The organism is bacterium (assembly GCA_027622355.1).
Lineage (GTDB): Bacteria > UBA8248 > UBA8248 > UBA8248 > UBA8248 > JAQBZT01.
On sequence record JAQBZT010000002.1, the window covers coordinates 1 to 24,761 of the forward strand.

The 24,761-nt window shown below is 62.8% G+C and carries 23 protein-coding genes; 19 read left to right on the forward strand and 4 right to left on the reverse strand.

From position 1 onward, the window contains the following. Both O2807_00285 and O2807_00290 read left to right on the forward strand, forming a co-directional pair. On the forward strand, nt 1-360 hold a 360-nt coding region (locus O2807_00285; protein MDA0998937.1), incomplete at its 5' end, for a BON domain-containing protein. A 109-nt stretch (nt 361-469) separates the two neighbouring features. Further along, nucleotides 470-1,480, forward strand: a complete 1,011-nt coding sequence (locus tag O2807_00290; protein ID MDA0998938.1) for an LLM class flavin-dependent oxidoreductase — start codon at nt 470-472, stop codon at nt 1,478-1,480. On the opposite strand, the gene typA is transcribed toward O2807_00290, so the two are convergent. Next, entirely contained in the window at nt 1,481-3,274 is a 1,794-nt protein-coding gene (gene typA, locus O2807_00295; protein MDA0998939.1) for a translational GTPase TypA, read from the reverse strand. 141 nt (nt 3,275-3,415) lie between these two features. Beyond that, nucleotides 3,416-5,038, reverse strand: a complete 1,623-nt coding sequence (locus O2807_00300) for a 3-(methylthio)propionyl-CoA ligase (protein MDA0998940.1) — start codon at nt 5,036-5,038, stop codon at nt 3,416-3,418. Between the two features lie 256 nt (nt 5,039-5,294). Between O2807_00300 and O2807_00305 the strand changes: the two genes are divergently transcribed. The 14 genes from O2807_00305 (at nt 5,295) to O2807_00370 (ending at nt 17,552) form a co-directional block, all read left to right on the forward strand. Next, the gene (locus tag O2807_00305) at nt 5,295-5,693 is read left to right on the forward strand and encodes a cupin domain-containing protein (GenBank protein ID MDA0998941.1); all 399 of its coding nucleotides are present in this window, start codon (nt 5,295-5,297) and stop codon (nt 5,691-5,693) included. 32 nt (nt 5,694-5,725) lie between these two features. Further along, nucleotides 5,726-6,127: a cupin domain-containing protein gene (locus tag O2807_00310; GenBank protein ID MDA0998942.1), complete on the forward strand. Its 402-nt coding sequence runs from the start codon at nt 5,726-5,728 to the stop codon at nt 6,125-6,127. Continuing rightward, nucleotides 6,127-7,017 (forward strand): EamA family transporter, encoded by an 891-nt coding sequence (locus O2807_00315; protein ID MDA0998943.1) that lies wholly within the window; start codon nt 6,127-6,129, stop codon nt 7,015-7,017. The genes O2807_00310 and O2807_00315 overlap by 1 nt, the downstream gene beginning before the upstream one ends. A 27-nt stretch (nt 7,018-7,044) precedes the next feature. After that, nucleotides 7,045-7,890 (forward strand): hypothetical protein, encoded by an 846-nt coding sequence (locus tag O2807_00320; protein MDA0998944.1) that lies wholly within the window; start codon nt 7,045-7,047, stop codon nt 7,888-7,890. Between the two features lie 160 nt (nt 7,891-8,050). Then, nucleotides 8,051-8,965 (forward strand): PAC2 family protein, encoded by a 915-nt coding sequence (locus O2807_00325; protein MDA0998945.1) that lies wholly within the window; start codon nt 8,051-8,053, stop codon nt 8,963-8,965. An 89-nt stretch (nt 8,966-9,054) separates the two neighbouring features. Then, nucleotides 9,055-9,312, forward strand: a complete 258-nt coding sequence (locus tag O2807_00330) for a hypothetical protein (GenBank protein MDA0998946.1) — start codon at nt 9,055-9,057, stop codon at nt 9,310-9,312. A 212-nt stretch (nt 9,313-9,524) separates the two neighbouring features. Continuing rightward, a complete protein-coding gene (locus O2807_00335; GenBank protein ID MDA0998947.1) occupies nt 9,525-10,307 on the forward strand; it encodes an IclR family transcriptional regulator in 783 nt (260 codons plus the stop codon). Between the two features lie 56 nt (nt 10,308-10,363). Continuing rightward, on the forward strand, nt 10,364-11,341 hold the full coding sequence (locus O2807_00340; protein MDA0998948.1) for a dihydrodipicolinate synthase family protein: 978 nt from the start codon (nt 10,364-10,366) through the stop codon (nt 11,339-11,341). A gap of 48 nt (nt 11,342-11,389) precedes the next feature. Continuing rightward, the gene (locus tag O2807_00345; GenBank protein ID MDA0998949.1) at nt 11,390-12,565 is read left to right on the forward strand and encodes an acyl-CoA dehydrogenase family protein; all 1,176 of its coding nucleotides are present in this window, start codon (nt 11,390-11,392) and stop codon (nt 12,563-12,565) included. Nucleotides 12,566-12,652: 87 nt separating this feature from the next. After that, nucleotides 12,653-13,717, forward strand: a complete 1,065-nt coding sequence (locus tag O2807_00350) for an NDP-sugar synthase (GenBank protein ID MDA0998950.1) — start codon at nt 12,653-12,655, stop codon at nt 13,715-13,717. Nucleotides 13,718-13,782: 65 nt separating this feature from the next. Beyond that, nucleotides 13,783-15,393 carry a gamma-glutamyltransferase gene (ggt, locus tag O2807_00355; GenBank protein MDA0998951.1) on the forward strand — a complete coding sequence of 537 codons (1,611 nt, stop codon included), beginning with the start codon at nt 13,783-13,785 and terminating at the stop codon, nt 15,391-15,393. Between the two features lie 54 nt (nt 15,394-15,447). Further along, nucleotides 15,448-16,308 carry a phosphodiester glycosidase family protein gene (locus tag O2807_00360; protein ID MDA0998952.1) on the forward strand — a complete coding sequence of 287 codons (861 nt, stop codon included), beginning with the start codon at nt 15,448-15,450 and terminating at the stop codon, nt 16,306-16,308. Nucleotides 16,309-16,330: 22 nt separating this feature from the next. Continuing rightward, complete coding sequence (locus tag O2807_00365; protein MDA0998953.1) at nt 16,331-16,753, forward strand: CBS domain-containing protein; 423 nt, start codon at nt 16,331-16,333, stop codon at nt 16,751-16,753. A 1-nt stretch (nt 16,754) separates the two neighbouring features. Further along, the gene (locus tag O2807_00370; protein ID MDA0998954.1) at nt 16,755-17,552 is read left to right on the forward strand and encodes an SDR family oxidoreductase; all 798 of its coding nucleotides are present in this window, start codon (nt 16,755-16,757) and stop codon (nt 17,550-17,552) included. Between the two features lie 3 nt (nt 17,553-17,555). Here O2807_00370 and O2807_00375 read toward each other — a convergent pair whose 3' ends face one another. Continuing rightward, a complete protein-coding gene (locus O2807_00375) occupies nt 17,556-18,086 on the reverse strand; it encodes a hypothetical protein (GenBank protein ID MDA0998955.1) in 531 nt (176 codons plus the stop codon). Between the two features lie 122 nt (nt 18,087-18,208). Between O2807_00375 and uvrA the strand changes: the two genes are divergently transcribed. The 3 genes from uvrA (at nt 18,209) to O2807_00390 (ending at nt 23,499) form a co-directional block, all read left to right on the forward strand. After that, entirely contained in the window at nt 18,209-21,085 is a 2,877-nt protein-coding gene (gene uvrA / locus O2807_00380; protein MDA0998956.1) for an excinuclease ABC subunit UvrA, read from the forward strand. Nucleotides 21,086-21,094: 9 nt separating this feature from the next. Then, a complete protein-coding gene (locus tag O2807_00385; protein MDA0998957.1) occupies nt 21,095-22,264 on the forward strand; it encodes a hypothetical protein in 1,170 nt (389 codons plus the stop codon). Between the two features lie 323 nt (nt 22,265-22,587). After that, the gene (locus tag O2807_00390) at nt 22,588-23,499 is read left to right on the forward strand and encodes a DMT family transporter (GenBank protein ID MDA0998958.1); all 912 of its coding nucleotides are present in this window, start codon (nt 22,588-22,590) and stop codon (nt 23,497-23,499) included. A 22-nt stretch (nt 23,500-23,521) separates the two neighbouring features. Here O2807_00390 and dinB read toward each other — a convergent pair whose 3' ends face one another. Beyond that, the gene (gene dinB, locus O2807_00395; protein MDA0998959.1) at nt 23,522-24,760 is read right to left on the reverse strand and encodes a DNA polymerase IV; all 1,239 of its coding nucleotides are present in this window, start codon (nt 24,758-24,760) and stop codon (nt 23,522-23,524) included. Nucleotide 24,761: the final 1 nt, after the last annotated feature.

A 24,761-nucleotide genomic window follows, 5' to 3' on the forward strand; every position in this document is an offset into this window, starting at 1 on the left:
CTCGATGTGAACACCGAGGTCTGGAAAGGGCTCGTGCTTCTGACCGGCACCCTCGATTCCGCCGCCATGCGGAGCGCCGTGGAGCAGATGGCCCGGATGGATAGCCGCGTGCGTGCGGTTTACAACGAAATACTAATCGTCACACCGGCGGAAAAGGAAGAAAGAAGAGAGGCCACGCAGCAGAAAGGCGAACCGAAACAGGGCAAGATCGGCCAGTTCGTGAACGATGTGTGGATCAACGCCAAGATCAGGGCGAAGCTTCTGACCACCCGGGCGGTCAAGTCCGTGAACTACCGCTGGAACGCGGTGCGCGGCCAGGTCGCCATCATCGGCACCGCCCGCACGGAGGACGAGAAGTAGCTCGTGCTCCAGGTCGTTCGCGGAACGGTCGGCGTGCAGAACGTGAAGGATTACATCCAGGTCGGCAACCGGTAGACCGGGCCGGCCGTTAAAATTTCCGGAGTTTTCTTTGCTTCTCAGTGTCCTGGATCAGTCCCCGATCCGCACGGGCGGAACCCCCTCCGAAGCGGTGCACGAAACCCTCGCCCTCGCCGAAGCCGCCGAGCGCCTGGGCTATCACCGCTACTGGGTCGCCGAGCATCACAGCACGCCCGGCTTCGCGGGCTCGACGCCCGAGGTGCTCCTGGGCCAGATTGCGGGGCGCACGAAGCAGATGCGCGTCGGCTCGGGCGGGGTGATGCTCAGCCATTACAGTTCCTTCAAGGTGGCCGAGAACTTCCGCATGCTGGAGACGCTCTACCCCGGCCGGATCGACCTCGGCATCGGCCGCGCCCCCGGCAGCGATCGGCGCACCGCCTCCGCCCTGGCGCACGGCCCCGGGGCGCTCGGCATCGAACACTTCCCCGATCAGATCGAAGACCTCCTCGGCTTCCTCCGCGGGGAGTTGAAGGAGGGCCATCCCTTCCGCGGAGTGCGCGCCATGCCCGAGGGGCCCACCTGTCCCGAGCCCTGGGTCCTCGGCTCGAGCGATCAGAGCGCCAGCTACGCCGCCCATTTCGGCCTTCCCTTTTCCTTCGCGCACTTCATCAACCAGTACGGCGGCCCGCAGATCATGGCCGCCTACCGGGAGCATTTCCGCCCCTCGGCCTGGCGGGATGCGCCTCTGGGGAGCGTCGGCCTCTCGGTCATGTGCGCCGGGACGGAGGAGGAGGCTCGCCGCCACGCCGCCTGCCGCGTCTTCTGGTTCGTCCGCATCCGCACCGGCCAGCTGACGGCCATCCCCTCGGCCGAGGAGGCCGAGGCGCACGTCTACACCGAGATGGAGCGCCAACTCGCCGAGGATATCTGGAGCCGCACCATCTGGGGCACCCCGGATCAGGTGAAGGAGCAGATCGAGGCGCATCTCGCCGCCTACGGCGTGGAGGAAGCCGTCATCGTCACCGTCTGCCACAGCTTCGAGGCGAGGATGCGCTCCTACGAGCTCATCGCCGGGGCCTTCGGGCTGGAGGGGAGGGGTTGATCAGGTCTTCAGGCTCGTCTTCCTGAGCCTAAAGTCACCCGGCGTGACTTCGAGGCACTCGCCCTCTCGCAGAAATTCGAGCGCCTGCTCGAGGCTGAACTGCTTGGGCGGGATGAGCTGGATGGCGGCGTCCGCTCCCGACGCGCGCATGTTGGTGAGCTTCTTCTCTTTCGTGATGTTGACGGCCATGTCGCTCTCGCGGCTGTTCTCGCCGATGATCATCCCCTCGTAGATCTCATCCACCGGGCTGACGAAGAGCGTGCCCCGTGCCTGAAGGTTGTTGATGGCATAGCCGGTGGCCTTGCCGGTCCGATCGGCGATGAGCGCCCCCGTCACCCTTCCCGGGATGTCGCCCGACCAGGGCGACCAGCCGCCGAAGATGTGGGTGAAGAGGCCCGTCCCCCGGGTGTCGGAGAGAAACTCGCTGCGGTAGCCGATGAGTCCCCGGCTCGTGATGCGGAAATCGAGCCTTGCCCTTCCCCTGCCGTGGTTCACCATCTTCACCATCTTTCCCTTCCGGCCGCCGAGCTTCTGGGTGACGATGCCGATGTACTCCTCGGGCACGTCCACCACCACATCCTCCATCGGTTCGAGGGTCTTGCCCTCCTCCTTGCGGAGAAGGACCTCGGGACGGCCCACCGTCAGCTCGTATCCCTCGCGGCGGAGCTGTTCGATCAGAACGGCGAGCTGAAGCGTGCCCCGGCCCGAGACGCGGAAGGCGTCGGGGGTACCCGTCTCCTCGACGCGGAGGGCGACGTTGTTGCGCGCCTCGCGCAGCAGCCGTTCGCGAATCTGGCGCGAGGTGAGGAACCGGCCGCTCCTTCCCGAAAAGGGAGAATCGTTCACGCGGAAGGTCATGGCGATGGTCGGCTCATCCACCCGGATGGGGGGGAGGGCGCGCGGGTCTTCGGGATCGGCGATGGTGTCTCCGATGTCCACGTCCTCGAAGCCGGCGACGGCGACGATCTCGCCGGGTCCCGCCGCAAGGATGGGCACCCGGGAGAGGCCCTCGTAGTGGAAGAGCGAGGTCACATCCCCGGGGATCTCCTTGCCGGTATCGTCGACGACAAGGGCGGCGCTCTTGGCGGTAATCCGCCCGCTGCGCACCCGGCCGATCGCGAGGCGGCCGATGTAGTTGTCGTATTCGGTCCGGGAGATGAGCATCTGGAGGGGGACGCCCTCTTCGTACGTCGGGGCGGGGATGGCCGTGAGCAGGGTTTCGAAGAGGGGCTGGAGGTTGGCCGCGAGATCATCCGGCGCGGCGCCCGCCCTCCCGTCTCTTGCGATGGCGTAGAGAACGGGGAATCCGAGCTGCTCCTCCGAGGCGTCGAGATCGATGAAGAGGTCGTAGATCTCATCGAGGACCTCTTGGGCCCGCGCGTCCGCCCGGTCCACCTTGTTGATCACCACCACGAAGGGAAGGGCATACGCGAGGGCTTTCAAAACGACGAAGCGGGTCTGCGGGAGGGGGCCCTCCGAGGCGTCCACGAGGAGCATGACGCCGTCCACCATCGAAAGGATGCGCTCGACCTCGCCGCCGAAGTCGGCGTGCCCCGGGGTGTCCACGATGTTCAGGCGCACCCCGCGGTAATTGACGGAGCAGTTTTTCGCCATGATGGTGATGCCCTTTTCCCGCTCGAGGTCCATCGAGTCGAGGACGCGGGTGGCCACCTCCTGCCCCTCGCGGAAGATGCCGCTCTGCCAGAGCATGGCGTCCACGAGGGTGGTCTTGCCGTGATCGACGTGGGCGATGATGGCGAGGTTGCGGATGTCGGCGCGGGTGATGATGGGCATCGGGAATCCTGCGTGGCAAGGTTCATGGCGGCGCGCTGGCCGGTCCCCCGGAGCGGGGGACGCCGGATAATGGCCGAAATGGAGGTGGGATTCAAGGGCCGGGGCGGGGGCGGCGCTGCCGCAGGCGCTTTGGAGAGCGGGTCAATCGGGGAAGGTGTAGCCCGCAAAGTCCTCGCGGAGCTTGGTTTTGAGGAGCTTGCCCGTCGCCGTATGGGGGAGTTCCTCCACGAAAATCGCGTCGTTCGGGATGCACCATTTGGCGATTTTCCCCTCGTAGAAGGCGAGGAGGTCTTCCTTCGCGAGGTTTGCCCCCTCGTTCAGCACGGCGAGGAGCAGGGGCCGCTCCCCCCATTTGGGGTGGTCCGCCGAGATGACAGCGGCTTCTTTCACGTCGGGATGGCCGAAGGCGATGTTCTCGAGCTCGATGGAGCTGATCCACTCCCCGCCCGACTTGATGACATCCTTCGTCCGGTCGGTGAGGTGCATGTAGCCGTCGGGATCGATGGTGGCCACATCCCCGGTCTGGAACCACCCGTCCGCGTCGTGCACGTCGCTCTCTTCCTCATTGAAGTAGCGGCTGCACACCCAGGGCCCGCGCATTTTCAGGTTGCCGAAAGCCACGCCGTCGCGGGGGAGCTCCCCGCCGTCATCCCCCGTGATCTTGAACTCGACGCCGAAGGGGGGCCGGCCCTGCTTGATCTCGATCTTGAGGCGCTCTTCTTCGGGAAGCCCCTCCATCTTCCGTTTGGGCAGGTTGACGGTGCCGATGGAGCTGCATTCGGTCATGCCCCAGGCGTGGATGGCCGCGGTGCCGTACTTGCGGAATTCCTGGATCATCGAGCCGGGAAGGGCCGAGCCGCCGATGACGGCGCGCTTGAGGGAGTCGATCCGCTTGCCGGATTTCTTCAGGTAGGCCAGGAGGAGCATCCAGACGGTGGGGACTCCGGCGGTGACAGTCACGCCCTCGGTCTCGATCAGCTCCTGGAGGCTCTCCCCGTCCATCTTGGGGCCGGGGAAGACGAGCTTCGCCCCCGCCAGCGGCGCGGCATAGGGAAACTCCCACGCGTTGACGTGAAACATCGGCACCACCGGCATCGCCACTTCCCGGGCGGAGAGGTGGAGCGAATCGGGAAGCGCCACGGCGTAGGAGTGAAGGACCGTGGCTCGGTGGCTGTAGAGGGTGCCCTTGGGGTTTCCGGTGGTCCCCGAAGTGTAGCAAAGCGCGGAAGCTGTGTTCTCGTCAAAGACCGGCCATTCGTAGCCGTCATCCTCCGCGGCGAGAAGCCGTTCGTAGCACAGGGCGTTCTTCAGCTTCGTCTTGGGCATGTTGGCCTCGTCCGTCATGATGACGAACCCTTTCACGCCCGGGATTTGGCCGGCGATTCCCTCCAAGAGGGGAACGAAGGTGAGATCGGAAAAGATGTAGGCATCCTCGGCGTGATTGATGATGTAGGCGATCTGCTCGGGAAAAAGGCGCGGGTTGATGGTGTGGCAGATGGCGCCCGAGCCGGAGACGCCGAAGTAGATCTCGAAGTGGCGGTAGCCGTTCCAGGCGAGGGTGGCGATGCGATCGCCCATGTTCACGCCGAGCCGTCCAAGCGCCTTGGCGAGTTTTTTCGAACGGCGGTTCGCGTCCGCATAGGTGTAGCGGTGAATCGGGCCTTCCACCGTCCGGGAAACGATTTCGGTGTCGGCGTGGTTTTGGGCCGCGAATTTGAGAAGCGTGGAAATCAGCAACGGAAAATCCATCATCAGCCCGCGCATTTTCTTTTCCCCCTGCCGGAAAGGGCGCCTGTCCAAGTTGCGGGCCGCTGCCCGGTTCCGTGTCGAAACGGTTCCGAAGATTTTAAGGATTCCGATAGTATGGTAACTATCATTCGTACACATTCAGGTCAATGGAATCCATGTGCCTGGGGCGGGAGCGGTTTTTCCTTCGTCCCCGGTATGGAAAGAGGCAGTTTACCGATGGAATTTCTTTTTTCATGATGCCATGGCACATCCCGAGGAGGGACTTGCGCAGATGCCGTTCTACCGGTTCTCCGAGATGAAGAAGAAAGACTCCGATGTGGCTGTGGGACAGATGCAGAGCGTACCGGGAGAGCTCATGAAGGTCGGCGTAATGACCTTCCCGGAAGGAAAGGGCCCCCCGGCGCATTTTCATCCGAACGAGGAGCAATATGTTCTCGTCCTCGAGGGCAAGGTGCGCATGATTGTCGGCGAAGAGGAGGAAACGGTAGAGAAAGGGCACATCGTTCACCTTCCCCGGGGCGTGGTCCATGCGATGCGCATCCTGGAAGGGCCGGCGGTGTTTTTCACGGCGAAATCTCCGGCCGGAGATGGGGGCCTGACACAGGATTACCGCGAGGTGGATGGCGGCGATGCTTATGAGAGGCGGCTCGATTCCGCCGCGGGAAAATAAATTTTTCATACCCATCAGAGGAGTCTTTCGAGATGGCATTCTACAAAGTTTCGGAAATTCCAAAGCGCGATGTGAGCAACATGGTTGAGGGCGGCTTCATGCAGAGCGTCTCGGGCGAATTCATGAAAGTCGGCATGGTGACCTACCCCGAGGGGTTCGGCCCGCCCGCGCACTTTCACCCGAACGAGGAACAGTACATTCTCATCATGGCGGGCAAGGTGCATATGGTGCTCGGCGATGAGGAGCGCATCGTCGGGAAGGGCGATCTCGTCCACATCCCGCGGAACGAGAACCACGCCATCCGCATCGTCGAGGGCCCCGCGGTGTTCTTCACGGCGAAGAGCCCGGCGGGGGACGGGGATTTGAATCAGGACTACAACCGCGCGGAAAGCGCGGACGCCATCCGGGAGAAACTCTCTGCGGATAACGCTTGATGGAAGCCGCTGTTCTCTTTGCGGTCGGAGCCTCCTTTCTTCTGGCGTGCCGGGACATCACCGGGCGGCTCGGGATGCGGGAAGTTGATCCTCTTACCGGGACAGCCGTTTCCGCTTTCGTGGGGTTGCCGGTTCTGGCGCTGGTGTCTTTTTTTCTGGGGGATTTTTCCGCGCCCTGGCCCGAGCTGGGTTGGCCTGTTTTGTATATTGCCCTGGCGGGAATTTTCCGGATCACCGCCGCCCGGACGCTCCTCTTTTCGGGGATGAAACATATCGGTGCGGCGCGGGCCGGTTCCCTGGCGACGACCAACATTTTCTTCGCCATGATTTTCAGCGTCCTGTTCCTGGGTGAGCGGCTGACTGTCACGATAGTATTGGGCACGCTTCTCATCGTGGCCGGCTGCCTGCTTCTGGGCCGGAGCCGGGCGGAGCAGGTGGCGGGCAGCGTGCACGCATCCCTCCGGGGGATCACGCTGGCGCTCCTCAGCGCGCTGGCTTTTGGCCTCTCGGTGGGGTTTGTGCGCCCGGGCATTCACGCGTTTGCCTCTCCCAACCAGGCGAATCTTTTTGCCAACATCGTGGGTTTTCTGACCTACCTGCCGCTGTTGTGGGGGCGCTCCCCCGCCGCGGAGATGAGACGCTGGAGCCTCTCATCATGGGCTTGGCTGGTGGCCGCCGGAGGGGTCGCCAGCATGGGGGTGACGCTGTTCTATTTTGCCTTGGCGCGGGCGCCGGTCGTTGTTGCTGCCCCGATTGCACAAACCCGGCCGGTCTTTGTGGTCTTGTTTTCATGGTTGCTGTTGCAGCAGCAGGAGCGGGTGAATTGGCGGGTGAGTGTCGGGACCCTTGTCATTGTGGCGGGAGCGGCGCTGCTGATCGTCGGCCGCTGAACCCGCTTTCCCTTGAAGAGAGGAGCGATGGTTGTGGAGAAGCAACTTACCGATAGCGTCTATTATCAGAATATCTATCCCACCTCCGGGTGCGTGGTGACCGATGCGGGGGCGGTGGCCGTGGACGGGCCATCCTTTCCTTCGGACGCCATCGCATGGCGGTCGTTCATCGAGAAAAAGGGAGGTCTCCGCTACCACATCAACAGCGAGCACCATGCCGACCACATCGTGGCGAACCGCTATCTCGGCGCGGATGTGATGGTTTCGGGGGAATACACGAATGCGCATTTTCTCGACTCGGTGAAATCCGACGAGGGAACAGTGGATTTCATCCGGCGCCTCAAGGAAGAAGAGGTCGTGCACATGGAGGGCTACAAGCTTCGCTGGCCTGAAATCGTTTTCCGCGATCGCCTGACCCTGGCTGTGGGCGGGCAGACCTTTCATCTGATTCATTCGCCGGGGCACACCTGGGGACAAACGCTGGTCCATGCGGTCGAGGCGCGGGTGGTTTTCACCGGGGACAATCTCACGCCGGGGATGCATCCTTTCTTTCATTCGGCGTCGGTATGGGGCTGGTTTCACTCGCTGGCGCTACTGGAGTCCCTCGATGTGGACTGGTTCGTTCCGGGCCACGGCGATCCCTGCGGAAAAGAAGAGATTGAGGTGCAGCGGACGAAGCTCCGCCGCGTCATCGGAATGGTGAAGGAGATGAAGGACAAGGGCCTGAGCCGCGAAGAGGTGCAGGAGCAGGGCGGATACATTGATGATCCCTCCCTGGATCATCCCCGGGTGCTGGGCCCGAGGGCCCAGATGCTTGAGAAGGCAGGCCTCGGGAACATTTACGATCAACTGGATTTGCATCCGGCTTTTTAGCGATTTTGCCGCCGCGCGCGCCGCCAGGCCGGGAAATGGGAGTTATGCGCGTTCCGGTCCTGTTTGAGAACCGTTCGGCGGACGAGTAAGATCATCGTCGGGGGGAATCTTCGGGGAGAATCATTCATCAACTCGATTCTCGAACACAGGGGAGGAGAAGATGGATACCCTTCACATGGACGGCTTGCCGGTCCTTCGTGATCCGCTTTTTGTGATGGCCTTTGCCGGATGGAACGACGCCTCGGAGGCGGCGACGGACGCGGTTCGCTTTCTGGTGCGCAAGCTGAACGGGAAACGGTTCGCCTGGATTCATTCCGACCCCTATTTCCAGTACACCGATCAGCGGCCGCAGGTCAGGCTCGACGCGGAAGGAAACCGGCAGATTCACTGGCCCTCGAATGAGTTCTACTACTGCGTCAGCCCCGAGCTGAAGCGTGATCTGATCGTCGGCATCGGCGTGGAGCCGCACATCAATTGGCGCCGGTTCAGCCGGGACGTTCTGAAGGTCATTCACCGGAGCCGCGTTCAGATGTCGGTCACACTGGGCGCGTTTCTCGGAGGGGACCTGCATACGGAGCCGATTCACCTGATCGGTCTGGCCACCGAGCCCGCCCTGGGCGAGCGCCTGAACGTGGAGATGACGCGCTATGAGGGACCGACCGGCATCGTCGGAGTGGTGCATTCCCTGCTTCAGGATGAGGGCCACCCCGCGGTCAGCCTTTGGGCCAATGTCCCGCACTATATCGGTGGCATTTCCAATCCGAAAGCCACTCTGGCCCTGCTACAGTGCTTCTCGCGGTTTACCGAGGTGAGCCTGGACCTGGGCGGCATGGAGCGCTCCGCCGGCCGCTTCAACGATCAGGTGGAAAGCATGATCGCCCAGAATCCGCAAATCGCCTCCCTTTTCTCCGACGCCCAGTCGGGCAATGATTTCTCCGGAGAGATGGAGGACGACGATGATGATGCGGACGATGCTCCGGCGGTCGAGGGAGAGCTTCCTCCCGGCCGCGAGATGGCGGATGAGATCGAACGGTTATTCCGTCGCAGGCGGGGCGGAGAAGATTCGGAGAAGTAGTTTTCCTCAGTTTGGCCGGAGTGGTTTCCTGTCGTTTCCGCCTCACTCTCGTTTTTTCGTGGTTTGATTCTTGCTTTTTTCAGAAGAGAATGGCCGAAAGGTTTTATCAGGAGATGTTCGGCGCACCCGATGACGCGGGCGATCTCATCGGGGTGAATATCCCGCGCGTGGATGCGCCGCCGAAGGCAGAAGGATCGCCGGTATTCGCCGCAGGCCACAAGCTCTCGAATGCCCTTTACATGGTGCCCACCCTCGCCGCCATCGCCAACGTCGTTCACGATGCCACCGGAAAGAGGTTCACCCGCCTTCCCATCACCCCGGAGCGCGTCGCGCTCGCCCCCCCGTGAAAGTCTCCGCTGAGCGGACTTTCGCCGCGTCATTTCCTCTGTTTTGACCGGAATTCTTCATCCAGGGGCATTTGTCCGTAAACGCTGAGGGGGGGGGCGCGTCTTGACATTTCCGGAAGTCGGGAGAAAATTGTATCCATATAGATATATATGTCTCTTACCAGAGATAAATATTGCTCGAGATTAAGATTATTGGAGATGAAAGGGCGCGCATGGATCAGACCCTCCCCACGCTCCACCGGGGACTCGATACCATCGAGGTCTTTCTGGAAGGCGGGCCGCAGTTGAGCGCCCGCGAGATTCAGGCGCGGCTTGGAATTCCGCGGGCGACCCTCTACCGCGTCCTCCGCGTGCTGGAGCATCGCGGCTACCTTCGGCGCGATGAACAGACCGGCGGCTACCAGCTGGGGTTCCGGCTCCTCCAGCTTTCCGCGGCGGCACAGGACCAGATCGAAATTGCGGCGCTGGCGAACGGCATTCTCCACCGGATCAATGAAGAAACGAAGGAGAACACCTCGCTGGCCATGCTGGAAGGGGTGGAGGTCGTTTTCGTACGCACGTTCGAGAGTCTGCTTCCGCTCCGTTTGTCCACGCGTTCCGGCTTCCGGGCGCCGGTCTATTGCACGGCCTCCGGGAAAGCCATTCTCGCTTTCGCGCCCCCATCGAAGCTGGAAGAGGTGGTGGCGGCGGGCTTCGCTCCGCTGACGCCCCGAACCGTCAAAAGCGCCAAGACTCTCGATCAGCAGCTTGCACGTATCCGGAAAGAAGGGGTGTCGGTCGCGCGGGGGGAGTACCGCGAGACGGGTCGCGCCGTGTTCGCGCCGGTTTTCGATCATCAGGGAGACGTTGCGGCGGCCCTCGGAGTGAGCGGGCCTGCCGATCGTTTTTCGGAGGCTCGGATTTCGGCCCTCTCGGAGCGGGTGCGGGAGGGCGCCGCGGAATTGTCCAAGAGGCTGGGCGCCCGCCCCGGCGGCCGAAAAGAGATCGTCGTGTAGAAATTACGCGGCCGGATTTTTCATTCAGCCGGATTTTTCATTCAGGAGGTTCTGCCATGGAGTACACCAAGTCCGAAGCGAAAGCCTATTGCAGGGAGCACATGAAGGGCATCTGGGCCGCGCTGATCACGCCTTTCAAGGATTCGGGCCAGATGGACGAGGAGGGTCTGCGGAAATTCGTGCGGACCTGCATTGACGATCTCAAGATTGACGGATTTTTCTGCAACGGACTGATGGGAGAGTTCTGGTCGCTCTCCCCGGATGAGCGCAAGCGTGCCCAGCACATCGTCTGCGAGGAAAGCCGGGGCCGAGCCATGACGATTCCCCATACCGCCCATATCAACATCCGCGAGGCGGTGGAGCTGACCCACCATGCCGAGGAAGTCGGCGCCGACTTCGCCATCATGATCAACCCGGTCTACGGCGCGCACGATGACGATGAAATCTTCTTCTACTTCAAGACCATCTGCGATCAGGTGGACATCGGCATCGCCCTGTTCAACCAGCCCAAGTCGGGCACCACGCTGAGCCCCGAGCTTGTCGAGCGTCTTTCCGATCTTGAGAACATCTGCGCCATCAAGAACGCCGTTCCCAATCCCGTGCATCTGAACGAGGTGCGCCGCCGGGTGGGGGACAAGATCGTCGTCTGCGATCCGAGCGAGGACAATTTCCTCGTCGGCCTGCTCCATCATGGCGTCCAGGTGCACAATTCATCGCCGAGCCCTTATCTCTATCAGGTGCCCGGCTATACCCCCATCCGGGACTATTACGCCGCCGCCATGGCGGGAGACACGGAAAAAGCCTGGAAGATCAGCAATTCGCTGACGTCGCTGCGGGTGGTGAAGACCAAGTACATGACGACCGGGCCGAACGGCCGGACGACGGCCTACATCAAGGAATGGGCCCGGCTGCTCGGCCTGCCCAGCAGCGATCCGCGCCCGCCGGTGCTCACCTTGACGCCGGCCGAGCGGGAGGCGTTCCGAAAGGATCTGGCCGAAACCGGGATTCTCGACAGGGTCCATGCGGCTGCGTAAGACCAGAGCCGGGGGCCGCACCCTCCGCGGCGCGGGAGATTTTACGCGATGGATTTTTCGCTGACGGAAAACCAGCTTGCCCTCCAGCAAATGGCCCATGAGTTCGCGGAGCGCGAGATGCGTCCCGTCGCCCAGGAACTCGACCGCAAGCCTGTGCCCGAGGAGCGAACCCCTTGGGCGGTGCTCGAAAAAGCGAGCCAAATCGGCCTGCGGACGCTCTCCGTTCCGGAAAAAATGGGCGGCGGCGGCGCCGACATGCTGACCTGCTGCCTGGTGGGCGAGGAACTCGGCTGGGGCGAGCTGGGAATCGCCATCACGCTGGATCAGGACTGGAAGCTGGCCCGATTTTATACAGGCATTCTGGGTGAGAAGCAGCGGGAAAAATTCCTCTCCCGATTTTTGCCCGATCACCAGTTCCATCTCGCCATCGCCTCTTCGGAGCCCAACGCGGGTACCGACAACATGATCGCTTATCCGGGGGCGGAGGGAGGGCTCCGCGCCTCGGCCGTCCGGGACGGAAACGATTGGGTGGTGAACGGGAGGAAGCATTTCATCATCAACGGCGGTCTCGCCAAACTCTATGTGCTCTCGCTGCGGACCGACCCGGGTGCGCCCGTGAGCCGAGGCGTTACCTACATGATGGCCGACCCGGAGATGGAGGGTTTTTCCATCGGACGCTATCACGACAAGATGGGGTTGCGCCTGGCGCAGAATGTCGAACTCGTTTTCGAAAACCTCCGGATACCGGATGAAAACCGCCTGACGCCGGTGAACGACGCGCTGGAGGCGAGAACGAAACACTTGCGCGGCTCGAACGTTGAGTCGACAGCCACCGTGCTGGGAACGGCCCGCGCCGCCTATGAGGATGCCCTCGAGTATGCCCGCAACCGCGTTCAGGGCGGAAGACCCATCATCGAGCATCAGGCGATCGGCTTCATGCTGTGCGATTGTTTCGTGGAATACGAGGCCAGCCGCCGGCTCCTTCACTACGCGGCCTGGATGGCGGGCGGGGACGGCCCCTGGGATCGCAAGCTCGGCGACATGACGAAGGTCTATCTTTCGGAGACCTGCTTCCGGATCGCCACGAAAGCTCTCGAGGTGTGGGGCGGGATGGGCTACATGACCGAATCGCCCATGGAAAAATATCTTCGCGATGTGACGAGCTGGTTCCACACCGAGGGCACGAACGAGGCGATGAAAATACGCGCCATGCGTACCCTTTAACAATCTTTTCTCTTTTCCGTTGCATAAAGAACCGCAGCCGCGCACACTTCCCTGTGCTGTAAAATTCCGGTTTGGCGGGAGCGGCATATGCGTGCGTTTGTCATGGCGGCGGGCCTGGGGATGCGGCTTGGCCCATTGGGGGAGAAAATCCCCAAGGCCCTTCTCCCCCTCGGCGGTGTTCCGCTCATCCGGTTTGCGCTGGAGAATCTTCGGGAGGCGGGCGTCGGCGAGGCGGTGGTGAATCTTCATCACAGGGGCGGGGAAGTCCGCGCCGCCCTGGGAGATGAAACCGCCGGGGTGCGGATACACTACTCGGAGGAGCCCGAGCTTCTGGGAACGGCGGGCGGGCTGAAAAAGGCCGAGGACTTTCTCCGGGAGGGCGGCGGTCCTTTTTTTGTGCTCAACGCGGATGCGCCCGCGCGCATCGATCTCTCCGCCGCCCTGGCGCATCACCGGGAGGGCGGCTATCTGGCGACGCTGGTCTTGCGCGAATCGCCCGAGGGGGCCCGGTACGGCCTTCTGGGGGTGGACGCCGCCGGCCGGCTGCGGCGCTTCCTGAAGGCGGACGCACCGGGGACCCCCTCGGGGGCGTTGACCGAGGCCATGTTCACGGGTGCCTGCCTCATGGAACCCGCGTTTTTGGACCGCATTCCGGCAGGCAGGTTTTGCAGTATCTCGAAGGAAATCTACCCCCCGCTGATTGAAGAGGGAGCGCCGCTGGGCGCGGTGTTGAGCGGCGGGTACTGGGCCGACGCGGGCACGCCTTCCCGCTATCTGGAGGCGAATTTCGATCTGCTGGCCGGACGCCATGTCCCGGCTTTTCCCTGGCCCTCTGGCGGCGATTTTTTTCTCGGAGGAAAGGAAGTGGCCTGGGGGGAGGGAACGCTCCGTCCTCCCGTTCTGGCGGGGCGGGGCGTCCGCCTGGGCTTGGGCGCCGTGGCGGGCCCTTTCGCTGTTTTGGGCGAGAATGCTACTCTTTCCGAAGGCGCCGCTGCGGGGCATTCGGTCCTTCTTCCGAATTCGGCGGTTGGAAAAGACGTGGCGCTGAAGCGGTGTATCTTGGGCCCGGGTGCGGTGGCGGATTCTTCGAATTCAAACGCTTTTTTCTCGAAAGAATCCAAAAATCCGTTTCCGTTCGATGCGGACGGGTAATTGTTTTGGCCCGTGAAAATAATTTTGCCCAGTTTTTTGTGCCGATGAGGGATAAGGAGAAGTAAATGCCCGAGCCGACAGCGGTGGCGGCCCTCTCCAAGGGCCGGTCGCCGGTTTTTTCTTGTGACGGAATGGTGGCCACCAGCCAGCCGTTGGCCGCAGGGGCCGGTCTTCAGATACTCCGGGAGGGCGGCAACGCGGCGGATGCCGCCATCTGTACCGCTGCCGTCCTGAATGTGGTCGAGCCTCAATCCACCGGCATCGGCGGCGATATGTTCATGCTCTACTGGGATGCCCGGGAGAAAAAACTTCTCGGCCTGAACGGCAGCGGGCGGGCCCCCCGGGCCGCGACGCGGGAGCGGTACGCCGAGCTGGGCCATACACAGATGCCGGAATTCGGCATACACGCCGTGACGGTTCCGGGAGCGGCGGACGGCTGGTGCGCCGCGCTGGAGCGGTGCGGAAGCGGAAAGAAAACACTGGCCGATCTTCTGGCCCCGGCCGCCCGCTATGCCGAAAAAGGGTTTCCGGTCTCGCCGGCGATCCAAAACGCCTGGAGCCTGCAGGTCGAAAAACTGAAAAAATGCCCCGATTCGGCCGCCGTCTATCTTCCGGGCGGGCGGGCGCCTCGCCTGGGGGAAATTTTCCGGAATCCTTCGCTTGCGAAAACTTTTCACGGGCTGGGGGATGGCGGCCGAGCGTATTTTTACGAAGGCCCCGTCGCCGAGGCCATCGTGCAGATATCCCGGAAATACGGCGGTCTCATCGAGGCTGGGGATATGGCGGCGGCGCGGCACGAATGGGTGGAGCCGATACGGACTTCCTACCGCGGCCATGAACTCTGTGAGATCCCCCCGAACGGCCCCGGGATCACCGCCCTTATGGCGCTCAACATCCTGGAGGGTTTCCCCCTTTCCGAGTTGAGCTTCGGCTCGGCCGAACACCTGCACCTTTTGGCCGAATCCCTCAAGCTCGCCTTCGCCGATCGCGATCGCTATATCGCTGATCCGCTTCAGGCGGAAGTTCCCACCGCGGAGCTGCTCTCGAAGGCGTACGCGGAGAGGCGCCGGATGGAAATCGGGACGCAGGCCGCCCTGCCCGGACCGGGGAATCCGCTTTTGGGGAGCGATACGGTTTATCTCACGACGGCCGATCGCGAAGGCAACATGTGCTCTTTCATTAACAGCCTCTACAAGCATTTCGGCTCGGGCATCACGGCGGGCGAAACCGGGGTCATGCTCCAGAACCGCGGCTTCGGGTTTGTTCTGGAAGAGGGGCATCCCAACTGCATCGCGCCCGGCAAGCGGCCGCTCCACACGATCATCCCCGGATTTGTGATGAAAGAAGGCGCCCCCTGGATGAGCTTTGGCGTGATGGGAGGCGACATGCAGCCGCAGGGGCACGTTCAGATACTCACCGACATGGTGGATTTCGGGATGAACATTCAGGAGGCCATCGAGGCGCCCCGGCTGCGGGTGTTGGGCGGACGCGGGTTAGCGGTAGAATACGGCGTACCCGGGGCGGTCGTCGAAACGCTTCGCGGCCTGGGGCATGAGGTGGCCCGGGGCGGTGGCTATGAAGGGTTCGGTGGGGGGCAGGGCATCGTCCGTCTTCCGGGCGGCGGTCTCATGGGTGGTTCGGATTACCGGCGTGACGGTTGTGCCGTCGGTTTTTGAGAGCCGCCGAAAGAATTTTTGATTCCCGGAAGAAGAGGGATTTCCTTGAATTCCGTGACTCGGGTGCTGGCCATCTTTCTTTTGGCAGTGGCCGCGGCGCTTCCCGCGGCGGCGGCCGAGGTGAGTTGCCTACGGGCGGGGCGTGTTGATTCGCCCCCCGGATGGCAGAGCGTGGCGCCGGGGATGGATGTTCGCGAGTTGCGCATTCAATTTGCGGAAGATGTATTCGAGCAAATGTCCATGGTACGGATAACGCCCGGAGAATTTATCGTCCGTCTTCACTGGCAGCCCAAGGAAGTTTTTGAAAATGAAGATGCCCCCCCGGCGATCGCCCGGCGCACAGGCGCGGCCGTTGTCGTGAATGCCGGATACTTCGGGACGGACGGCAGGCCGCTGGGCTTTTTCAAGACGGGCGGAAAGGTATTCAACCGGCGCCTTCTGTACCGGGGCCGGCGCACCGCGCTGCATTTCGGGGCCGTTTTTCATGTCGAGAAGGGCGGCGCAAGGGTGGGCATTTCGGATCGGGATGATTTTCGCCCCAGCCGTGCGGACGAAGCGTTCCAGGCGGGCCCCTACCTTGTCCGCCGGGGGCGCCCGGTGACGGATCTGAGCTCGTATCGTGAATTTCAACGGCCGGCCCGAAGAAGCATCCTGGCCCTCGACTCCCGGGGGCGGCTGGTGGTTATCGTCAGTCACACGAACGGCAGCGGAATTTCCTGGTGCGAGATGCAGGCGATTCTTTCACGGCCGGAAGCGGAAGGAGGCCTTGGCATGAAGGAGGCGATGAACCTCGACGGCGGGGCCAGTTCGCAGCTATACATACAGGGCGAGAACTATCGACGCCATCTGGAGGGCCGGTTTGTTCCGGCTTTAATTGTTATCTCCCCGCGGAATCCCAAGAAGGAAAAGCGGTGATATGCGAAAAGGAGCGATGCAAATGCGTGTACGCGATCTCATGACGAAGAACGTGGTGCCGATCAGTCTTGATGAGCAGCTCGATCTCGTCAATGAAATCATGAAGGAAGGCAATATTCGCCACATGCCGGTGACCAAGGGCGGCCGCGTGGTGGGAATCGTGAGCCAGCGCGACCTTTTGCGTGCACGGCTTTCCTCGATTGCGGAATACTCGCAGGATGAGGAAGCGCAGTTCCTTCAAGGGGTGGATGTGGAGCAGATCATGACGTCGAAAGTGAAGGTCGCCGATCCGGACGAGCTCGTCGTGGACGCCGCCCGGCGCATGATTGAAGCGAAGATCGGCTGTCTGCCGGTCGTGGACAAGGAAGGGGATCTCATCGGCCTGATTACGGAGACAGACATCATACGCCATTACGTCGAAATTACGGGGAAGGGCAAGAAATAAAGTGAGTGAAATCCGTGACTTAGAGGGAAAAATCGCGCTCGTCGCGGCGGCCAGCAAGGGACTCGGCCGGGCCTGCGCGCTTGAAATCGCCCGGCGGGGCGCGAAAGTTGCCATCTGTTCGCGGGATGCCGGCTCGGTTGCCGAAGCGGCTGCCGCCATCGCGGCAGAGACGGGCGCCGATGTATGGCACTGCGCGGCGGACATGAGCGCGGCCGAGGACGTGAAAAAATTCGTGGGAGGTGCGGCATCACACTTCGGCGGGGTGGATATTCTCGTTTCCAATGCGGGGGGGCCTCCCCGCGGAAATTTCTCCGATCTCGACGATGACGTGCCCTGGTTTTCCGCCTTTGAGCTGGGCGTGATGAGCGCGATCCGCCTGGTGCGGGCTGCGCTTCCCCATATGCGCGGAAGGGGGTACGGCCGCATTCTGTTTATCCTGTCGAGCTCCGTGCGCGAGCCCATCGATCAGCTTCTTCTCTCGAACGTGATGCGTCCTGCCGTGGCGGGCCTGTCGAAATCTCTTTCCCGCGAGCTGGGCCCTGACAACATACTGGTCAACGTTGTTGCGCCGGGCATGATTTTGACGGACCGCGTTCTGGAGGGGCAGAAGCGAATGGTCGAAAATCTTGGCATCACGCCGGAGGAGGCCATGGCGAGGCTTTCAGCAGATTTTCCCCTGAAGCGCCTAGGACGGCCGGATGAATTCGCCCAGATGGTGGCTTTTCTTGCCTCTCCCCAGGCGAGTTTCATATCGGGCGGGGTGTTTATGGTGGATGGCGGCCGCCTGAGGGGGATTTGATCCCTAGCGCGGGTATCGCCGGCGCTGCGGCTCGGCGGGCGCGGCCTGCGGCTGCTCGACCGGTTCGGTGGGAATGGCCTTGCGGGGGGCGTTGGCCCGAAGCGGCGCATTCTCCTCGGCTTTCTTTTCGAGAGCGATTCTCTCGCTTTCCGCCTTCAGCGCCTTTTTTTTCTCATAGACGATAATCTGTTCGCGAAGTTGGGAGAAAAAATCGTCTTCGCGGATATTTGAAGTGATCTCCACCCGCGTCTGAATGTCAGAGAATTTTTCGACAAAAACCCCGATTCTTCTCGTCCCGCTGACGGCCACGATCCGGCCGGTCTGCGAGTCGGCCTCCCGGATGTCCTGTTCATTCAGATTCATCACGCGGACCACTGCGGCAAAGACGATCTCGTATGGCCGGTTGAATATCAGGCTGCTTCCGCCGCCCGGCTGGACGGAGTCCGTTCGGCTGATTTTTTGTGACAGGACATCGCAGCCTCCGGAGAGGAGGACGGCTGCGAGGGCAAGAATGAGAGTTGCGCTTTTCCGCATGAGGAACTCCCCAACCGGCGGGCGAATACGGGCACTATACCACACCCGTCCCGTTGACACTTTCTCGGCCCCCCCGCCATACTGGAGGGCTGGAAATTTCTGCTTTTAAGGATGCGCATCGGATGGATGACATCGTCATCGAAGGGGCCCGCGAGCACAATCTCAAGGGGATTTCCCTTCGCCTTCCCCGGGAAAATTTTATCGTCGTGACGGGCCCGAGCGGCTCGGGAAAGTCTTCGCTCGCCTTCGACACCATCTACGCCGAGGGACACCGCCGGTACGTGGAGAGCCTCTCGACCTACGCCCGGCAGTTCCTCGAGCGGGTGGACAAGCCGGATGTGGACGCCATCGAGGGCATCAGCCCGGCCATTGCCATCGCGCAATACAACCCGGTCAAACACTCCCGCTCCACGGTCGGAACCGCTTCGGAGATCTACGACTATTTGCGGCTGCTGTACGCGAAGGCCGGCGACATTCACTGCCCCGCGTGCGGGAATCCCGTCCGGCCCTCCACCGTGGACAGCTCGGTGAACGTGGTTCTCGGGGAGTGCGAGGGGGAGCGCGGCTTTGTTCTTTTCCCCGCGGTTCTTCCCCCCGAGAGCGAGCTGGATGATTTTTTGAAGGGGTTGATGGCACAGGGCTTCATCCGCGTGATGGTGGACGGGGAGGTGCACGACGTCAGCCCCGGCCTCGCCGATCTGCTCCGCGAAAAAGCCGTCCTCCCGGAAATCCCGCCTGCAAAAGAAAAAAAAGCCGCCCGGAAGGGCCGGCCGCCCAAGCAGAAGAAAAAAGCCGTCCCGAAGAAAATCACCGGGGCGTTTCACCTCCGCGTTGTGGTGGACCGCCTGATTTTTTCGGCGGAGACCCGCGCGCGGCTGGGCGAGTCGCTCGAGACGGCGTTCCGCGAAGGGGGGGATGTCGCCGAAATACAGGTCGTGGATGGTCCCCTCTTCCGCTTTTCCCGGCGGCTCGAATGCTGCGGACAATCCTTCCAGGGGCCCACTCCGCTGACCTTCAGCTTCAACAATCCGCAGGGCGCCTGCCATGCGTGCGGCGGGTTCGGAAATATGCTTGTGCTCGATGAGGATCTGATCGTCCCGGACCCGGACCGGTCGTTGGCGCAAGGAGCGATCGCTCCGTGGACGCGGCCGCGCTACCGGAGTCACTTCGGCCGCCAGCTTCAGGAGGCCGCGAAACACGAAGGCCTCGATATCCACAAACCCTGGAAGCTGCTTCCCGAGAGCCATAAAGAGATGGTGCTCAACGGTACCGATCGCCTTCTCGGCGTACATCCTCACTTCGATCGGCTCCGAAGGAAAAAATACAAGGTTTGGGTGCGGGTGTTCATCCGCCGATTTCAGAGTCTTCGCGAATGCACCTCCTGCGGCGGGAGCCGCCTGCGCCCCGAGGCCCATTGGGTGAAGCTGGGGGGGAAGAGCATCGCCGACATCTGCGCGATGCCGGTCGACAACCTCCTCGAATGGTTGGAGAAAATTCCCCTCCGCCCCGATCAGGAAGCGCGCGCGCGCGATATTCTCCGGCAGGTGCGCGATCGGCTCGATTTTCTTCATCATGTGGGGCTGGACTATCTCGCCCTCGATCGGGAAACGCGCACGCTGAGCGGCGGCGAGTCGCAGCGGATCAACCTGGCGAACCAGCTGGGCGCGCATCTGACCGGCACGCTCTACATCCTGGATGAGCCGACCATCGGCCTCCATCCGCGCGACAACGCGAAGCTCATCAAAATTCTCAAAGACCTGGTGGAGCGGGGGAACACTCTTATCGTGGTGGAGCACGACCGCGAAGTGATCGAAGAGTCGGACTATGTCGTGGATCTCGGCCCCGGGGCCGGCGAGCGCGGCGGGGAGGTCATATACGCCGGTCCGAGAAAATCGCTTCTCGCCTGCGAGGAGAGCGTGACCGCCAAATATCTGCGGGGGGCGCGGCGGGTGATTCCGCGGCGCCCGAGAGCACGGCCCGCGCGCGATGGGCGGATGCTCTCCCTCATCGGCGCCTCGGAGAACAATCTCAAGAATGTGGACCTGCACATCCCCATCGGCGCCTTCAGCGCCATCACCGGCGTTTCCGGCTCCGGCAAAAGCACGCTGGTGCACGACACGCTCTACCCCGCCCTCGCCCGGATCTTTCACGGGGGCACGGATCACGTGGGCAAGTTTCAGCAGATACACGGCTTCGAGCACATCGAAGACGTGGTGCTCCTCGATCAGAGCCCCATCGGAAAAAGCCCCCGGAGCAACCCGGTCACCTATCTCAAGGCCTACGATGTTATCCGCCGCCTGTTTGCCGACACGACGGGCGCACGCACGCTCGGTTACGGGCCGGGACATTTTTCGTTCAACTCGCAGGGAGGACGGTGCGAGTCCTGTTCAGGAACGGGATTCCAGAAGGTGGAGATGCACTTCATGGCGGATTTGTTCATTCGCTGTCCCGACTGCGAGGGGAAGCGCTTCAAGCCGCAGGCAATGGGGGTCAAGTACAGAGGGCTGAACATCCACGAGGTGCTGAACCTGACGGTCGAGGAGGCGATTATGTTCTTCGAGAACTCCCAAACGATCGTGAAGAAGCTGCACGTCCTGCGGGATGTGGGGCTCGGCTACATGCGCATCGGCCAGCCGGTGACCACGCTCTCGGGCGGCGAAGCCCAGCGGCTGAAGATCGCCAGCCATCTCGTCGCCAAGCCCCCCCGCGATGTGCTCTACCTTCTGGACGAGCCCACGACCGGCCTTCATTTTCAGGACGTCGAGCGCCTGCTGGAGGTTCTGCTCCGCCTCGTCGCCCTGGGCAACACGGTGGTGGTCATCGAGCACAATCTCGATGTCATTCGCTGCGCCGACTGGATCATCGACCTGGGGCCGGAAGGCGGCGAGGCGGGCGGCCGCATCATCGCCGAGGGCCCTCCCGAGATGGTGTCCCGCTCGAAGCTCTCCTACACGGGAATCCACCTCAAGTCCTATCTCCATAAAAACAAGGCCGGATAGGAAAGCGCGATGTGGAGAAAACTTCTCTCCCTCGTCTTTTTCCTTCTGATGGCGGCGGGCGCGGGAGCGCTTCTGCAGAAAACGCCGGAGGGGCGCCACCCGGTAGACGGGATGCTTCTGCTGCAGGCGGTTTTTTCCGGAGAGGGAGGCAGTTGGCTCGCCCAGCGCCCGGCGCCCCGCCGGGAGGCAGCCGCGCTTGCCGGGGGGGAGCTCGATATCTATCTTCCCGAATCCCCGCCTGGAGAAGAGCGGCGCCGCGGGTGCGTTCTACTGGCGCACGGGATGACTGATCGCGGTCGCCGTGACCCGCGCATCGTCCTGTTCGCCCGTGCGCTCGGCCGCCTTGGGTTTGTGGTGGCCGTTCCCGAGCTGGCGGGGATGGTGCAGTTTCGCCCCGAGGCGGCGGATGCCGATCGCATGGAAGCGGCCTTTTTGCGGTTGGATGAAAAATACGCCGCCCCCCAAAGGGCGTGCGGCATGTTCGCGTTCTCCTTCGCCGCCGGGCCGGCGATGCAGGCGGCGGGACGGCCGGCCCTCCGGGGGAAGCTGGGCTACTTCATCGCTTTCGGCGCCTACTTCGAGCTGACCGAAGTCATCCGGCATCTCACCACGAGCGGCCGCGATGATCAGCCCGCCTTTCCCGGCGGCCCCCCTGTCCGGCTGGGGAAATGGCTGTTCCTCCGCCACAACCCGGACCTCCTCGGCCTGGAAAGCCATCCCGCGGAGATCGAAGCCATCGTTCGCCGGAAGCTGATTTCCGAAGTGGCGGACGTGAACGCGATCAAGGTGCGCCTGCCGAATGCGGCGCGGCGGGTGATCGGGCTTCTCGAAAACCGCGACCCGAAACAGTTCGAAGCTCTTCTCGCGGGCCAGGCGCCTGCGCTGCGTGCGCGGATGTCGGCCTGGTCCATGGCGGGGCCGCTCGCGGAAACGCGGATGCCTCTTTTCCTGCTCCACGGAAAGGGAGATCCGTTCGTTCCCCCCCGCGAGAGCCAGCGGCTGGCGGCGGCGGCGCGGCGGCGGGCGGACGGCGGCCCGGTCCGGCTCCTCGTTCTGGAGGGCTTCGATCACGTGGACCCTCTGAAAACATCCTCTTTGTGGAACCCGAGGCAACTTTGGGAGGTGCTCCGGCTCCTGGGGTTCGCCTCGGCGGTTTTGACTCGGATGGAGGGGGGATAGGATAGAATTCCACAAGGATATCGTTGTTTTGTTATCGGACCGGCCCGCACGGGCGGCGTCGCAGGGATCGAACTCGACATCCGCGTTGCCTCCCCCGGAACGGAGGAGGGACTTCACCGGGTCCGCGACATGTTTCGTGACAAGTACGTTCCCTATCGTTTCGCCAAGGCGGCCACCGATGTGAAGGACTATCGGGGGCTTGTTTCCCCCGCGTGAAGGGTTTCCCTCCCGGTTTCGTGCTATTCTTTTGTAAGCTGTTTTTCCGAAAATTCTTGTTCCGGCGTGGCCCGCGCGGCGGGGGCGCCAGAGAATGGTGCCTTTGTATGGAGTTCAGCTCTCAGGCCACGGGGCTCATGTTCGCGGCGGTTGCCCTTGTGGGCTGGACGGTTCTCTCTTTCTTCGTGCGGGTCAGCATCCAGGGCGCGCCGCTCGTCAAAAGCACGGCGCTGCTCTCGACGACGAACCTCATTCTTTTGACCCCGATCACTTTGTATTTTGTCCCGATCTCTTCTTTCTGGCCCATGCGCCTGGAGACGATCGGCCTGATTGCCGCCACCGGCTTCATCATGGTGGCGTGCTCGCGGCTGACCTACTATTTCGCCATCCGCCGGATCGGGCCGAGCCGCACCTTGCCCGTGGCGACGAGCACCCCGGTCATCACCGCGTACATGGCGGCATTCGCCCTGGGGGAGCCGGTGACCATTCCCATGCTGGTGGGCTTGGCACTGCTGATCCTGGGGGTGACGGTCATGGTCCAGGCGGACCCGGCCCATGCGGGAGCGGGCCCTTCCTTCTCGGCCCGGGAACGCTTCTGGGGATATGTCGCGGCGGGCGCCACCACCCTGATCTGGAGCCTGTCCTCGATCATGCTCAAGTTCATCGTGAAGGAAGTGCATCCTCTCGCGGGCGCCACACTGGTTGTCTGGGCGGGTGTCCCCTGCCTGTGGATTCTCTCGCTGTTCGATCGGGGACCGGACGCCTCGAAGCCGATTCCCTGGGATCGGTGGCGGTGGTTCGCCCTGGCCTCGATCAGCCAGTCCATCGCCGTGCCGGCCTACACCGCGGGCCTTCTGCTCGCCTACGCGGTCCATGTCAGTTCCGTCACCGCCCTCCAGCCGATTCTCGCGCTCCTCATCGCGAGCGTGTTTCTTTCGCACGTGGAGAACATCACCCGGCCGATGGTCCTGGGCGCGTGTACGACAGTGGCGGGAACACTGATCGTACTTCTCTCCTAGACGATCAGGAGACCGGCCCGCTTTATTCCTTTTTTCTCATTTGCACCTGAAGGTTTTCGATCGCCCGCCCCGCAATCAGCGCGCTTTCGCCGAAGCGATCCCGGACGGCGTCCAGCCCTGCCGTGAGGCGTTCTTCGCGCGCGCGATCTTTTTCCTCGATGAGCAGGGGCTGCAGGTTTTTCTCCGAGAGGCCTGTGAGATAAACCCCGAGAAGGCGCACCGCCGGCCGGTGCTTCGGGCCCAGCTCGCGGCGCAGGAGGCGCAAGGCGGTTTCGGTGACCGGACGGGCGAGGTCCGTGGGCGGATCGAGCGGGGCCGCCCGCGTAAAAGTCGAAAAATCGGCATACCGGATTTTCAGGGTCACTCCCCGCGATTCCATTTTTCGCTTGCGGAGGCGCGAGGTGGCTTGATCCGCGAGGCGGCTGATGATTCCTTCGAGGAAGACGGGATCGCTCTGATCGGCGGGGAAGGTGGGTTCCTTGCCCAAGCTTTTCGGGGCGCTCTCCATGATCAGCTCGGCGGCGTCCTCGCCGCGGGCCTTGCGGTAGAGATCCGGCCCCGCGCTCTTGAAATGCGCTTCGAGCATGGCGAGCGGGAATCGGGCCAGATCGCGCACCTTCCCTACGCCGAGCGTGCGGAGCCGCCCGGCTGTCACTTTCCCGACGCCGGGAATTTTCTCGACCGACAGCGGCGCCAGCAGGGCGGATTCCATACCCGGAATGACCTGGAAGATACCGGCGGGCTTGGCGAGTTCGGAGGCGATTTTTGACATCATCCGGTTGGACGCGATTCCGATGGAGGCGGAACAGCCCACCTCGCCCATGAGGGCATCGCGCATCTGCTGGGCTGCCGCGAGGGGCGGGCCGAAAAGACGTTCGGTGCCCGTGAGATCGAGATAGGCCTCGTCCACCGAGACGGCCTGAAGAACGGGGGAGAAGCCGCGGAGAATTTCCATGACCTGCCCGGAGACTTCCGTGTACCGGTGATGCCGGGCGGGGAGATAGACGGCGTCCGGGCAAAGGCGGCGAGCGGTGGTCATCGGCATGGCAGAGTGAACGCCGGAGCTTCGCGCCTCATAGGAGGCGGCGGAAACGACGCCGCGGCTGCCGGTGCTCCCGCCCACGATGACCGGCCTTCCGCGGAGCGAGGGGTTGTTCATGCGCTCGACCGCGACGAAAAAGGCGTCCATGTCCACATGGACGATCGTGCGCCGGGGCGCGGCTTCTTTTCCGCGGCGGGGGCTTCCCCTCTCGCTGTCCATC